The organism is Pseudoalteromonas sp. SG43-3 (genome assembly GCF_014164385.1).
GTDB classification, from domain to species: Bacteria; Pseudomonadota; Gammaproteobacteria; order Enterobacterales; family Alteromonadaceae; genus Pseudoalteromonas; species Pseudoalteromonas distincta.
The window spans coordinates 84,997-99,202 of the sequence record NZ_JACJFC010000001.1 but is presented as its reverse complement, the minus strand read 5'-3'; the positions used below and the strand labels follow the sequence as shown (position 1 = coordinate 99,202).

Annotated in this window: 16 protein-coding genes and 1 other RNA gene; 7 read left to right on the top strand and 10 right to left on the bottom strand. The window is 39.4% G+C overall.

The window, feature by feature from the left end; genetic code table 11:
• The first annotated feature begins 60 nt into the window (after positions 1–60).
• Positions 61–1,140 carry a mechanosensitive ion channel family protein gene (locus H5157_RS00525; protein WP_182723912.1) on the top strand — a complete coding sequence of 360 codons (1,080 nt, stop codon included), beginning with the start codon at positions 61–63 and terminating at the stop codon, positions 1,138–1,140.
• Positions 1,141–1,530: 390 nt separating this feature from the next.
• Here the strand turns inward: H5157_RS00525 and H5157_RS00520 are convergent, their stop codons facing one another.
• Complete coding sequence (locus H5157_RS00520; RefSeq protein ID WP_259399333.1) at positions 1,531–1,758, bottom strand: transposase; 228 nt, start codon at positions 1,756–1,758, stop codon at positions 1,531–1,533.
• A 320-nt stretch (positions 1,759–2,078) separates the two neighbouring features.
• Between H5157_RS00520 and H5157_RS00515 the strand changes: the two genes are divergently transcribed.
• Entirely contained in the window at positions 2,079–2,609 is a 531-nt protein-coding gene (locus H5157_RS00515; protein WP_154903853.1) for a DUF6795 domain-containing protein, read from the top strand.
• 32 nt (positions 2,610–2,641) lie between these two features.
• Entirely contained in the window at positions 2,642–3,790 is a 1,149-nt protein-coding gene (locus tag H5157_RS00510) for a lipase family protein (RefSeq protein WP_154903852.1), read from the top strand.
• A 267-nt stretch (positions 3,791–4,057) separates the two neighbouring features.
• On the opposite strand, the gene rnpB is transcribed toward H5157_RS00510, so the two are convergent.
• Positions 4,058–4,435: RNase P RNA component class A (rnpB, locus tag H5157_RS00505), an RNA gene on the bottom strand.
• A gap of 41 nt (positions 4,436–4,476) precedes the next feature.
• Positions 4,477–5,334 carry a 16S rRNA (cytidine(1402)-2'-O)-methyltransferase gene (gene rsmI, locus H5157_RS00500; protein WP_024595588.1) on the bottom strand — a complete coding sequence of 286 codons (858 nt, stop codon included), beginning with the start codon at positions 5,332–5,334 and terminating at the stop codon, positions 4,477–4,479.
• Positions 5,335–5,395: 61 nt separating this feature from the next.
• Here rsmI and H5157_RS00495 point away from each other — a divergent pair, with 61 nt between their 5' ends.
• Genes H5157_RS00495 through dolP form a run of 4 tightly spaced genes read left to right on the top strand, consistent with a single transcriptional unit; the run spans position 5,396 to position 8,854 of the window.
• Positions 5,396–7,273: a penicillin-binding protein activator gene (locus H5157_RS00495; protein ID WP_002957971.1), complete on the top strand. Its 1,878-nt coding sequence runs from the start codon at positions 5,396–5,398 to the stop codon at positions 7,271–7,273.
• Positions 7,274–7,297: 24 nt separating this feature from the next.
• Positions 7,298–7,669 (top strand): YraN family protein, encoded by a 372-nt coding sequence (locus tag H5157_RS00490; protein WP_182694726.1) that lies wholly within the window; start codon positions 7,298–7,300, stop codon positions 7,667–7,669.
• Between the two features lie 32 nt (positions 7,670–7,701).
• Positions 7,702–8,295, top strand: coding sequence for an SIS domain-containing protein (locus H5157_RS00485; RefSeq protein ID WP_002957968.1), 594 nt, complete (start codon positions 7,702–7,704; stop codon positions 8,293–8,295).
• Positions 8,288–8,854, top strand: a complete 567-nt coding sequence (gene dolP / locus H5157_RS00480; protein WP_039485369.1) for a division/outer membrane stress-associated lipid-binding lipoprotein — start codon at positions 8,288–8,290, stop codon at positions 8,852–8,854. The genes H5157_RS00485 and dolP overlap by 8 nt, the downstream gene beginning before the upstream one ends.
• A 57-nt stretch (positions 8,855–8,911) precedes the next feature.
• Here dolP and H5157_RS00475 read toward each other — a convergent pair whose 3' ends face one another.
• The 7 genes from H5157_RS00475 to rplM all read right to left on the bottom strand — a co-directional run bounded on the left by H5157_RS00475 (position 8,912) and on the right by rplM (position 14,068).
• Positions 8,912–9,349, bottom strand: coding sequence for a ClpXP protease specificity-enhancing factor (locus H5157_RS00475; RefSeq protein WP_002957966.1), 438 nt, complete (start codon positions 9,347–9,349; stop codon positions 8,912–8,914).
• Positions 9,349–9,975: a stringent starvation protein SspA gene (gene sspA / locus H5157_RS00470; protein WP_002957965.1), complete on the bottom strand. Its 627-nt coding sequence runs from the start codon at positions 9,973–9,975 to the stop codon at positions 9,349–9,351. Before sspA ends, H5157_RS00475 begins: the two co-directional genes overlap by 1 nt.
• Before the next feature lie 80 nt (positions 9,976–10,055).
• Positions 10,056–10,805 (bottom strand): cytochrome c1, encoded by a 750-nt coding sequence (locus H5157_RS00465; protein WP_002957964.1) that lies wholly within the window; start codon positions 10,803–10,805, stop codon positions 10,056–10,058.
• Positions 10,802–12,067 (bottom strand): cytochrome b N-terminal domain-containing protein, encoded by a 1,266-nt coding sequence (locus H5157_RS00460; protein WP_002957963.1) that lies wholly within the window; start codon positions 12,065–12,067, stop codon positions 10,802–10,804. Before H5157_RS00460 ends, H5157_RS00465 begins: the two co-directional genes overlap by 4 nt.
• Positions 12,067–12,657: a ubiquinol-cytochrome c reductase iron-sulfur subunit gene (gene petA / locus H5157_RS00455; RefSeq protein ID WP_002957962.1), complete on the bottom strand. Its 591-nt coding sequence runs from the start codon at positions 12,655–12,657 to the stop codon at positions 12,067–12,069. The genes H5157_RS00460 and petA overlap by 1 nt, the downstream gene beginning before the upstream one ends.
• A 581-nt stretch (positions 12,658–13,238) precedes the next feature.
• Positions 13,239–13,631, bottom strand: coding sequence for a 30S ribosomal protein S9 (rpsI, locus tag H5157_RS00450; protein ID WP_024595789.1), 393 nt, complete (start codon positions 13,629–13,631; stop codon positions 13,239–13,241).
• A gap of 8 nt (positions 13,632–13,639) precedes the next feature.
• The gene (gene rplM / locus H5157_RS00445) at positions 13,640–14,068 is read right to left on the bottom strand and encodes a 50S ribosomal protein L13 (protein WP_002957960.1); all 429 of its coding nucleotides are present in this window, start codon (positions 14,066–14,068) and stop codon (positions 13,640–13,642) included.
• Positions 14,069–14,206 lie beyond the last annotated feature (138 nt).

Genomic DNA, 14,206 nt, shown 5'->3' with positions numbered 1-14,206 from the left:
TACTAAACTTGCTGTTACCTAATATTAGCGATTATAAAAACCAAACACGGACGATAAGCCATGCCTAGTAGCCAATCAAACATTATAGCTTTAAACAATACGCCTCCCAGCACGCAAAGTTTTCAAGGCGATGTGTTTACGTGGCAGTTTTTTCATGAACAAGCTGTGCAATTAATTCATGCAACAGCGCAAATATTACCCACACTATTACTCGGTATAATACTTTTAGCATTAAGCTATTTAATTGCAGGGCCACTTTCTCGATTGCTTATAAAGCCTGTTGACTACATGACTGACAGTAAACTAGTTCATCTAGTTGTAAGGCGCAGTATAAGCACTTTAATTATTTTATTTGGCGTGTACTTATTCCTGCGTTTAGCAGGGCTTACCGAGTTTGCTGTCGCCATTATGAGTGGAACGGGACTAATAGGACTTATATTAGGTTTTGCCTTTAGAGACATAGCTGAGAACTTTATCGCTAGTTTATTACTGAGCATACAGAGGCCTTTCAAAATCGACGATGTAATTGAAGTAGACAATCGTTTAGGCGTTGTTAAAAAAGTAACCGCAAGAGCAACCACACTTGTTGATTACGATGGCAATCATATTCAAATACCCAATGCGACGGTATATAAAAATACTATTAAAAACCTGACTGCCAATCCAAAAATGCGCGGAAAAGTAGAAATTGGTATTGGCTATGATAATGATATACGCAGCGCACAAACTCTTGCCCTAGCTATTGCCAATCAACAAAATGCGGTGCTTAGCGATCCACCTGCGCAGGTTTTAATAAAAAACTTAGGCTCATCTACTATTAACTTCGTTTTGTATTTTTGGGTTAATAGCGAGCAACACAGTCCATTAAAAGTAGCTTCCCAGCTTATGCGCGAATTAGTCAATGAGTTCACAAAACAAAACATCAGCATGCCTGATGATGCACGAGAAAGAATTATACTCACCGACCCTAGTGAAAATGTTTCTAATTTAGAGGAAAAACAACCATCGCAAGTGCAAAGCGAAAAAAGTGAAACAGTTGATCAAACTAAAACACTTGATGATGTGAGCAGTGATACCGACGAAATACGTGAACAAGCAGAGCAATCAAGAGACCCAGAACAAGGTAAAAATATTATTTAATAATGCTGAAGTTGTATATATTAGTATTTAGCTCAATATTAATACTCTCGACCCAATAAGCAAAATAAGTAATCAACGCTAATATATATTAACGCTGGTTAGGAAGTATCTTATGAAAAGGCAAAAGGCTTTATAGGATATTAATCGACTTTTGCCCTTTGTTTGCGGAGTTTTTCAAGTTAGTTGTCGCATCAAATAAAATTTTATGCCGCCCGCATTGCTTCTTTTTTCTCTGGATTTAAATTTACTTCATTGGTCAGATGCCCACAGCTAGTCTGGTCTAGTTACTACTACAATCCACCAACACCGCCTTGTATCGACCTCTAAACAGTTCACCATCTGTATTATGTGTTCTATTAGAATATTGCGTATAGAGACCATTAATATGTTTCATGGCTCTGCCCATGTTTGCATCAGGGATTTTATTAGTAGGTGGTAATGATCGGTCATTAAATAATACGAATGCACTTCAATATTAAAACGAAAACTGGCTTCCTCAATGCAGTATAAAAAATGCTTAGAATCGTCATCACTCAAAAAGGTGTTTTCACGCCCTCTTCCGCGATTCATCACATGATAAAACACATTTTCATACTCTATTCGTAGTGGTCTAGCCATAATAATAAACTCAATGAGCAATAAACTATAAATCTAGATCATTGATGTATGAAGGTAAGATTTGACCCTGCCGAATCGCTAAAAAGCAGTTAACACCCTCCTACCTTTATATTAATGACCTTAGCTCAAAGTCATTTTCTTCGCGCCCAGCTTCATCTTTCGCTTTATCTATACATCTTAAGTTTTAACTATTGTATTTTATATAAGCTTGTTTATCATATGAGATCTATTTACAAGGGCATGTGAATATTAAAGTTTGCAAGGGAATCATGTAGCCTCCCCACAAAAAATTCACAGCCTATTTTTAAGGCTTCTTGTTTATGTCATTTTTAACAACACTTAAAAAGTTTGGTAATCATATTGGTGCTTACAAAGTGCACTTGTGCCCTGAGGTAAAAGGCCAAGCTAGTGAAAAAGGCAAACCTTTATCGAATGTAAAAATAGAGAGAGTATTGAATTTTTCTGATGGTAAAAGTGTTGAAGATTTCACTTACACGGATAATAATGGGGGCTTCTCATTACCTGAAATTAATATCCGTTCTAATCAACCAGCAGTCCCACTTGCTGAGATTTTCACTTCTCAAGCTATTTATCTATCCTACAATAATGAAGAATATTGCCTTTGGGGTTCTAGATTATCAGGCGTTAAATATCGAGAGGAATATGCAAGAAAGTTAAGGCAATTAATAGCCGACATCTCTAATGGAAAGGTTCTTTTTAAATTTCAGAATAAGAAAACTGAAGGCTATAAATTTGAGGCTTTAAGTATTTGTCGTTGGTCTGATGATTTTGAAGTAGTGGAACAAAATGCTTATTTTGACCTTTCAGAAATTGAAACGGATAATAATTAATAAATCAAAAACTAAATTATAAGGAAATATTAATGAATGTTTTAAGCCCTGCAATAGCTGCTAATTTTGCAGCTATCTCATACGAAAGCCTTGACAAAAGAGGCTTGAGAGCTAATCCATATTTTGAAAGAATTAGCTCTTTATTTTCATTCGAATCAGAATCTATAAAAGGTGTAAGTGGTTCTATTCTCGAACGAGTTTTTAACCACTCGACCAATTTTGGCTGCATTGCAAAGGGTAAGAAAGGAGCATATGAAGATGATTATGTTTTAGCTTTACGAGGCACGGCTAAAGTTCGTGATGTTGTCACTGATTTACATTGTGGTTTAAGTACTTGTAGTAATAATCAACCTGTACATGCAGGCTTTAACCATACATTTAACTCTTTCAAAAATCAGTTAGAACTATACTTTAAAAAAAGCACTAAGAAAAAGTTAAACATTCATGTTGTAGGTCATAGTTTAGGTGGGGCTTTAGCAAACTTAGCTGCTAACTGGCTAAAGCAACGTTTCGGTGCCAATGTAAAATTATATACTTTTGGTGCGCCGCGCGTTGGTTATAATAGCTTTGCTGTAAAAACAGAGTCCGCAACAGATAACAACATCTATCGTTGCGTACATGCCGCAGATCCAGTTCCTTTAGTGCCTGTGTGGCCATTTATGCATACTGAACAAGAATATATTTTACACGGTGCTGCCACTATTACTCCAAAAGCACATAGTATGACTAATGAGACGCCAGGATATTTACATACAGCAAGCAACTTCAAAAGTTACTCTGCTATCAACAAAGGAATGGAAAAACGAATTCAAGAAGAGGTAAGGCTTGATTATGATAGACGGCTCGAATGTAGCCGCACGTCTAAATGGGCTAGGAAAATTGGTGCAGCTTTAATAACTCATTTACGTGATACTGGTAAGCTATATGCGATACAAAATCATTTATCGAACGCTCTCACAGTGTACGATCAGATAGCTAAAGCATTAGCTGATAGCATTGACTTCTCTAAAAACTGTACCAAAGATATAAAAGGGATTTTAGGGCACATACTAACATTTTGTGGCTATCCATTTAAGGTAATTTCTTTTACTTACGCTTCGATTAGACATATTTTACAATTAATGCTTAAAAATATTTTCGCACTTGCGGGTGAAGCGATAGCATTAGCAAAACCTTCCTAAAATGAAATTATACAAAAAAACCGCCAAATGGCGGTTTTTTATTAACAAGTAAAGCTGTTAGTGTTATGTGAAATTTAACAAAAGCCAATGTGCAAAAGCCAACGGGGCCAAATCTTGACTTCATACATCATAATTTCTCACTGCCCGGTTATCACTCTTTGTTGAAATTCTAACGAGTACTGCAAACAGATAGCCAAAAACTAATTACTTGCCTTAATTTTTAAGCACAAAAAAGCCCGCAGCGTTAACTGCGGGCTTTTTATTGAATGAGTGAGTCAGCCGGTAAGCCGGGTTTTGTCCTTTCCGAAGAAAGTGATAATCATTCGTCTAGGCCATAAATCGCTCTATGGCTCAAGCAACCTACCCGGTTCTCACGTGGGCCACGCGTTCATTATTTAAAATGATAGAACCCTATTTGGTCTTGCTCCGAGTGGAGTTTACCTTGCAACCGACTATTACTAGCGGCCCGGTGCGCTCTTACCGCACCCTTTCACCCTTACCAATCGAGATTGGCGGTCTCCTCTCTGCTGCACTTGTCGTGGGCTCACGCCCCCCAGCCGTTAGCTGGCACTCTGCCCTATGGAGCCCGGACTTTCCTCCCCCTGATCATTTTCGTCACAGGCAGCGATCATCTTGGCTGACTCGGCGCGCAGTATACATGAGGCTAATACCAAGCGCAGTAAAATTTACTCTTTTTCTTCAATAATTGTTTTGTATAAAGCGTTTTTCTTCATTCCAAAGTATTCAGCAACAACGCCACAGGCTTTTTTCATTGGCATTTCACTTTCAAGCAGTGCCAGCATTTTGCGCGCTTCAGGTGGAACATCGTCTATTTGCTTTGGTTTGCCCGCAAGCATAAGCACTATTTCGCCGCGCTGCTTGGTAGGATCATCAGTTAAAAACTGTTTAAGCTCACTTACACTACCATTAAAAAATGTTTCAAAGGTTTTGGTTAGCTCTTTAGCAAATACAACTTGCTGCTCATCACCAAGGGCTAGTGCTAAATCATCAAGGCTTGCCATAATACGGTGCGTACTTTCGTACATTATACTGGTGATACCTGAGTTAACAGCTTCGGTAAAAAAGTCTTGGCGAGCTTTGCTTTTAGCTGGCGTAAAACCAATAAACTGAAAACGGTCGGTTGGTAAGCCTGAACAACATACGGCTGTAATTGCAGCACATGCACCTGGAACAGGTGTAACATGAGCACCTTGTTCGCGACATAGATTTACCACAGCGTAGCCTGGATCACTAATTAGTGGCGTACCAGCGTCAGATACTAAAGCAATATTTAAACCTTGATTAAGTTGATCAATAATTTGTTGTGCTTTTTGCTTTTCGTTGTGGTCGTGTAATGCAAACGTTTTTGCCTTAATTCCAAAGTGGCTAAGTAGCTTGCCGGTGTGGCGAGTGTCTTCAGCAGCTATTAAGTCAACTTGCGATAATGTCGCAATGGCACGGTGACTTAAGTCGTCATAATTGCCAATTGGGGTGGCAACAATGTAAAGAGTGCCAATTTTCTGTGAATTCTCCTCATTTAACATTGAGGTCTCCTGCGTCAGTCAGTAATATAAGCAAATCGCGTTAACGTATTGGGAAATCATTGTGCGACTTAAACTAGTTAGTCTATTAATTATATTGTCAGGGTTATCGGCGTGTAGCACAACCGAAAAACCAACTAAAAACAGCGATAACGTAAGTAACCGCACTAATGCACTGCAAAATCAGGCAACCAGTGCGCAATCTATCTACCAATTGGCGCAAAACCGCCAAGGTGCCGATAAAATACAGTTATTGTATAGCGCCCGTGATGCCGCAATTAGTGAGCAAAACTGGCCTTTGTTAGAGAAAATCGGTAATGAGCTTGAATTAACCGCAAGTGTTGATCAAATCCAAAACCGTCTTTATATTGCATTTGCACAAAAACAACAGAATAAGAATGATCAAGCTTTGGTGATTTTACAATCGCTAGACGGACAACTTACTCAACCTGAGCATTTTGCTTGGCATCAGTTTTTAACAGCCAGTATTTATGCATCGCAAAATTTTCCAAAAAAAGCTGCCCCCTATTTCTTTAGAGCTTCTGAAACAGCCACAAAAAACAATATAGAAATCCCTCAGCTCAATCAAAATTTGTGGGATAACTTAAAACAGCTCTCTTCATATGCGCTTGAACGTTTTAACCGTGGTTCGGTTATCCAGCAAGGCTGGGTAAACCTTGGTCTATACTATCAAGTATATGCAAGTAGTGGCGTGGAGCTAGACCAAGCAATTAATAATTGGCGCAGGCGCTATATTGGGCATCCAGCTTTTTCTGTATTACCTGAACAAGACGAAATGCTTACTGAGCTCGCCCCTATTAATATAGAGCGTTTAGTTGTGTTGTTTCCACAATCAGGCCCTAACGAACGCTTAGGTGATGCGCTTAAAGCGGGTGTGTTAGCTGCACTTGATACGCAAACTATCAACGACACTATTTTTATTGATGAAAACCTAAGCACTGAGGAAATCGCAGCGCAACTTGAAGAAATAAAGCCTGATTTTGTAATTGGTCCTCTACTTAAAGCAAATATTGATAAACTAGCCAATGCACAAACTCTTATTGATACTCCGGTACTGCATTTAAACACCTTTGATGGTGAGCGCATTTCGCTTCAGCATTATTACTTTGCATTGAACCCTGAGCACGAAGTACAACAAGCTCTGGAACACTTTTTAACTAAGGGCTATCAAAAGCCTATGCTGCTTGCGCCAAATAATGCAAATGGCCAACGTTTAGTTGATTATTTTAACCTACAGTGGCAACGCTACAGCGAAACCAAGCCACAAATCGGTTTTTATAACGATAAAAAAGATATGCCAAACACAATTACCAGCTTATTAGAAGTTGATAAGTCAAAAGATCGCATACAAACAGTTAAAGCATTATTTAAGCAAGAAGTAGAAAACGAAACGCGTTCACGCAGTGATATAGACGTTATTTATATTTTGGGTGATGCCATAGAAACTCGCTTAATTAAACCTTACCTTGATGTAAACGTCAGTACATTTGCTGATCGTATCCCACTTTATGCAAGCTCTAAAAGTCATAGTAAACAAATTGACAGTACAGACAAAGGCGACTTAGACGGCCTATACTTCACAGAATTACCGTGGATGCTCGATTCGCAAATTAAACAACATAATTTACGCCAGCAGTACAACTCTCTATGGCCTGAGCAAATTGATATTAGCCAACGCTTATTTGCAATGGCGTACGATGCAGTATCAATATTACATGACATTAGACAGTTAAGCGTAATGCCAGGCAATCAATATAGTGGTTTAAGTGGTAAGTTGTCTGTTAATACCAGCGGCCATATAGAACGCATGCTCGACTGGGCTCAATATACAAACCGTCGCATTAAGCCTGTGCAATTAGAAACACAACGCCCGGTACCATTGTTTATGCAATCAGCGGGTGATATACAAACTATAAATTAAACTTTATTAAGTTAAGGGGGCGGCATGTCGTGGTTTAAAGAGCTGTGGCAAAATAGTCGCGAAAAAGGCCAGTATTATGAGCTTGAAGCGCAAAAATACTTAGTTACTCAGGGCTTAACACCCATTGAACGTAATTATTACTGCCCCTTTGGCGAGCTTGATGTCATTATGAAAGAAGGCGACACCCTTGTATTCATTGAGGTCAAGTTTCGCAAAAATAATGCCCGTGGCGGTGCCAACTATGCACTTAGCCCACAAAAACAAGCTCGATTAAAACGTAGTATTTATCATTACTTAGCAGCTAAAAATTTAACTAACCAAGCACTAAGAATTGATTATGTAGCCATTACAGGAGAAGCATCTCCTAATATTAATTGGCTTAAAAATGTATTTTGAACGCAAATACAAAGATAAATTATTGGTAGGCTATGCAAGACACAATTAAAGAAATTTTTACAGAAAGCATTCAAGTTCAAATCGCTGCTGGTGAAGTGCTACCTAGTGCGCTTGAGTCAGCTGCATTTACTATTGCACAAAGTCTGATCAACGGAAATAAACTCATTTGCTGCGGTACTGCAAATTGCCACATGCTCGCTCAGCATATGGCGGGTGTATTGGTTAATCACTATGAAACCGAGCGTCCTTGTTTGCCGGCAATCGCTCTATCGCAAGAAAACGTTAATCTTGGGCAAAGTACCCAGGTAGACGATCACGATACATTTGCTCGTCAAGTCCGCGCTTTTGCCCAGCAAGGCGACTTATTGCTCGTACTGGCTATTAACGGTAACGAAAAGCATGTTATTTCTGCCGTTGAAGCAGCACTAACTAAAGATATGAAGGTCATAGTTATGGTTGGTGATGATGGTGGCGAGTTGGTTGGCCTACTTGGCCCTAACGATGTTGAAATTAGATCGCCATCTAAACGCCCTAGCCGCATTATCGAATCCCATTTAGTTAACTTACATTGTTTAAGCGAACTTGTTGATTTAACGCTTTTCCCTCAGGATGAAAATTATGTTTAAACGCTCTCTTATTGTTTTAGGTACTGTTGTATTACTACAAGGCTGCGCAGCTGCTGTTGTTGCAGGTACAGCCAGTGCAGTAACTGCAGCGAACGATCGCCGTACCATTGGCTCTCAAATTGACGATAACAATATTGAAATAAAAGCCAGTATTGCACTTAGCGAAGTAGAACGCCTTGAAAAGTTTGCCAATATAAGCGCTGTAAGCGTTAACGGTATTGTTTTACTTGTAGGCCAAGTATCTAATGAAGAAATGAGAAACGAAGCACAGCGTACCATTGAGGGCGTTTCAGGTATTCGTAAGATACATAACCAAATTCGTATTGGCTCAAATATTGGCATTACTACACAAACGCATGACTCTTGGTTAACATCTAAAGTAAAAGCTCAGCTACTAACAGCAAAAGACATTAGCAGTAATAACATTAAAGTAGTTACTGAAAACGCTGAAGTATTTTTAATGGGTTTAGTATCTGACTCTGAGTCTACTCAAGCTGTAAACATTGCCCGAAATGTATCTGGCGTAGAGCGTGTAATTAAAGTATTCGAATATATGTAAAGTAAAATACAGACATAAAAAAACCGCTTATTAAGCGGTTTTTTTTGCATTTACTTATTATTTAATAACGCGTAAATGAGAGCCTTTTTTCTTCTGTGGCTTTTCTGGTGGTGTTTCATCAATAAATTCAGCTGATGAATCAACACTTTCAAGCTCAGGCACAAAATCGTCTTCGTCCTCTAAAAACTCATCTGCAGTAAAGACTGTTCCTTCGCCATTTTCACGCGCGTATATTGCAAGCACAGCACCTAGAGGCACATACACTTGCATTGGCTGACCACCAAAGCGCGCATTGAAGCTAAGTTGGGTTAAGTCTAACGAAAACTGTGTGACCGCTGATGGACTTATGTTTAAAACAATTTGTCCGTCTTGAACAAACTGTGTTGGCACTTGTACATTTGCAAACCCAGCGTCTACCACTAAATGCGGTGTACACTCGTTATCGACTATCCAATCAAAAAAAGCACGTAATAAATAAGGACGATTAGGCGTCATTATAAACGGATCTCACGCTCAGCTTCAGTTAAAGAGGCTTGGAATGACTCACGTTCAAATAAACGGATCATGTACTCTTTAAGCTCTTTAGAACCTGCACCATTAAGCTCAATACCAAACTCTGGTAAACGCCATAATAGTGGAGCTAAATAACAATCTACTAAGCTAAACTCTTCACTCATAAAGTAAGGTGCTTCGCTAAAAATAGGTGCTACAGCAAGTAATGCTTCTGTTAGCTCTTTACGAGCTTGAGCAGCATCTGACGTGTTGTTACTGATTTTGTCAGCTAGGCTGTACCAGTCAGTATCAATACGATGCATCATTAAGCGGCTACGACCACGCATTACCGGGTAAACAGGCATTAGTGGAGGATGAGGAAAACGCTCATCAAGGTATTCCATGATGATGTTTGCCTGGTATAAACCAAGCTCACGGTCAATCAGTGTTGGCACTGTGCCGTAAGGGTTAATTTCGTGAAGTGCTTCTGGCAAGTTATCTTTTTCAGCCAAATGAATATCTACACTTACACCTTTTTCCGCAAGTACAATACGTACTTGGTGGCTATACATACAGTTAGCACCAGAAAAAAGGGTCATTACAGGGCGCTTATTGGCAGCTACGGCCATGCCTATACCTCCATTAAATAACTAAAACAGCAAAAGGGGCTTAAGCCCCTATTGCAAAATTACCTTTAAAAATGTTCAACTTAATGAACATCTCTCCAGTATTCTTTCTTAAGCATAAATGCCAAGATAAATAGAATTATTAAGAATCCTATTACCTTAATACCTAGCGCTTCCGATTCAAGACGTGAAGGTTCACCCACGTACTCAAGGAAGTTTGTTAAATCACGAGCCGCTTGGTCGTATTCATCTACGCTTAATTCACCCGTACCATCAGTTTCAGTAGCAATAACTTTGGTCACAGTGTGGCCATGTTCTTCTACTTCTTTAGTGATAGGCGTTGGTAAACCTTGTAGTTCTTGAAGAACATGAGGCATACCTACCGATGGAAAAACAATATTGTTAACTCCAAACGGGCGAGATTCATCTTTATAAAACGATTTTAGGTACGTGTAAATATAATCTGGTGATTTTACACGTGCAATAAGAGTTAAATCCGGCGGAGCCGCACCAAACCATTTTGCTGCATCGTCTTTTGTAATTGCGTTTGTGATATGGCTACCGACTTTAGAGCCGTCAAAAATTAACTGCTCTAAACCAACTTCTGTTGGGATACCGATATCACGAAAAGTACGCTCATAACGTTGATACTGCATTTGGTGACAACCAAGACAGTAGTTCATGAACAACTTTGCACCGCGTTGTAAAGATGGTTGATCAGTAAGGTCGTTATTCGCTTCCATTAAAGGAACCGACGGACCTGCTGCCATAACCATGTTAGGCAACAAGTTTACTGATAAAGCAAATAAACCAATAATAAGCTTCTTCATCATTTCGTTAACCTCTCTGGCAATGGCTTAGTTTTTTCGTTCTTACTGTATACAAACAACAGTACGAAGAACATAAAGTAAGTCACAGTACAGATTTGAGAAATAATCGTTTTCATATCAGTTTGTGGAGTTGCACCCACCCAACCAAGAAGAACGAAAGTTACAACAAAGCCTGCAATGTTCCATTTATGGAAACCACAACGGTAACGAACCGATTTAACTCTACCACGGTCTATCCAAGGTAGTAATGCAAGTACTACAATCGATGCACCCATCGCCGCAACACCGATTAACTTATCAGGGATTGCACGTAAGATTGCATAGAATGGCGTAAAGTACCAAACCGGGAAAATATGCTCAGGTGTTTTAAGTGGGTTAGCTGCCTCGAAGTTTGGACCTTCTAAAAAGAAGCCATTCATCGCCGGCATAAAGAACACAACCCAACAAAACAGTATTAAGAAACCAACCACACCCACAATATCTTTAACTGTGTAGTAAGGGTGGAACGGTATCGCATCAACAATGTCTTTTTTGTTAGTGTAATACTCGTGGAATTTAAATTTAGGCTTATCTTCTTCAGCTACTGAGCCTTTCTTACGTTTAATCTCAATACCTTCAGGGTTATTTGAACCCACTTCGTGTAGAGCAACAATGTGTAAGAAAACTAAGATTACAATAACCAGTGGTAGTGCAATTACATGTAATGCAAAGAAGCGATTAAGTGTTGCACCTGATATTACGTAGTCACCACGGATCCAAAGTGTTAAGTCATCACCAATAACCGGAATAGCACCGAATAATGAAATGATTACTTGTGCGCCCCAGAACGACATTTGGCCCCATGGTAATAAATATCCCATGAATGCTTCAGCCATTAGCGCTAAGAAAATGAACATACCAAATAACCACAGTAATTCACGCGGTTTTTGGTAAGAACCGTAGATCATGCCACGGAACATATGCATATATACAACGATGAAAAACGCTGATGCACCTGTTGAGTGCAAGTAACGTAGTAACCAGCCATATTCTACATCACGCATGATGTACTCTACCGAAGCAAAAGCACCTTCAGCAGACGGAACAAAGTTCATCGTTAACCAAATACCTGTTAGGATTTGGTTTACTAGTACTAACATGGCTAGTGAGCCAAAAAAGTACCAGAAGTTAAAGTTTTTAGGTGCTGGATACTGTGCAATGTGCATGTTCCAAACACGTGTCATTGGGATTCGGTCGTCTATCCAACCAATAATCTTACCAAACATTAGGCTACCCCTCTTTCTTCGCCCACTAAAATAGTGGTGTCATCTAGAAAAGTATAAGGTGGTATTTCTAAGTTTAATGGTGCAGGTACCGATTGAAATACTCGACCAGCCATATCAAATTTAGAACCGTGGCACGGGCAGTAGAAACCGTCATCAGTCCCTTCTACTTTCTCACCAAAATTACCTTGTAAAAAGCCTGGTGAACATCCTAAATGCGTACAAATACCTACAGCCAAAAATATTTCTGGACGTAATGAACGGTAATCATTTGTTGATGATTCTAATTGTTGTGGCTCTTGCGATTGCGGATCACGAAGTTGACCTTCATGTTCTTTCATCTGCTCAAGCATTTTTGGGGTACGTGATACAACCCATACAGGTTTACCACGCCACTCGACACGTATTAATTGTCCAGGCTCAAGTTTGCTGATATCTACTTCTACAGGCGCACCCGCAGATTTAGCTCGCTCACTTGGATTCCAAGACGCAATAAAAGGAACAGCAGCCCCAGCCGCACCAACACCACCTACAACAGAGGTAGCTATGGTTAAAAAGCGACGTCGGCCATTGTCTACAGGCGCATTGCTCATCCACTTATCTCCACTATGATTCTCAACACTTGCTATATTGAGAACATCAGTTACAGCAGGTTAATTATTCGAAATTTTTAAAATAGAAGCGATCATAATTAAAACCCTTGATTAAAACAAGGTTATTCAAAGCCCCATGCTCGAATAAACCTGACTTGATCAAAAATTTGATTAAGCTAGCTCGAGAATAAAGCCGAACGACTATAATAACGCTTCTGTAAAAACAATATACTGACCGAGATCAACACCACTAAGAGGAAACAGTAAAAACTGTACATAGTGTCGTTAAACTCACTCATTTTACTTCCACGCCAATTGTAGCAAAAAATTCCACCAATTAACTGATGGATTTAAACTAATTACGATAATTATTTAACTTTTTTGCAGCTATCTGAGTGTTTTTTAACTTTCGTTCGATTAATACGCAGTTATTAATAAATTTGATCATCATTAATTACAGCAATACCAAGTATGGCGACCGCTATAAACAAATTTAAATTAAGTAGCAAATGTAAACTTTTTGATTTGAAAACAAAAAACCCAGCATAAGCTGGGTTTTTGAATTCTTGATAACGTATAGATTAACGTTTTGAGAACTGTGGACGCTTACGCGCTTTCTTAAGACCCACTTTCTTACGTTCAACTTTACGTGCATCACGTGTAACAAAACCTGCTTTACGAAGTTGTGGACGTAGTGACTCGTCAAACTCCATAAGTGCACGAGTGATACCGTGACGGATAGCACCAGCTTGACCAGTTGTACCACCACCAGAAACGGTGATGTAAAGGTCAAATTTTTCAGTCATATCAACTAGCTCAAGAGCTTGATGAACAACCATGCGTGCTGTTTCGCGACCAAAATACTCTTCTAGAGAGCGTTTGTTGATTACGATGTTACCAGTGCCTGGGCGTAAGAATACGCGAGCACTTGAACTTTTACGACGACCTGTACCGTAGTATTGATTTGCCATGATGGTGCTCCTTAAATGTCTAGAACCTGAGGCTGTTGTGCAGCATGGTTATGCTCAGTACCTGCGTAAACTTTAAGTTTACGGTACATAGCGCGGCCTAAAGGACCACGTGGCAACATGCCTTTTACAGCTTTCTCGATGATCATTTCAGGCTTTGCAGCTTGAAGTTTATCAAAAGTAGTAGACTTAAGGCCACCTGGAAAACCAGAGTGAGCGTAGTACACTTTATCTTTGAATTTGTTACCAGTTACAGTAACTTTTTCAGCGTTGATAACGATGATGTAATCACCAGTATCTACGTGAGGAGTGTATTCAGCTTTATGCTTACCGCGTAGGCGGTGAGCGATTTCAGTAGCGATGCGACCTAAAGTTTTACCTTCAGCGTCAACTACGTACCAGTCACGTTTTACTGTTTCTGGTTTAGCAACAAACGTTTTCATTTATAAAAATCCAATGTTTTTCAATTAAAACCACAAGTAGTTAATATTAACTACTGCTCTAAGTTTGCTATAACCCCTTCGAGTTTTAGACTTTTGCGCCGCTCACAAGTGGCTAGACTATATGAGGACATAGAACGC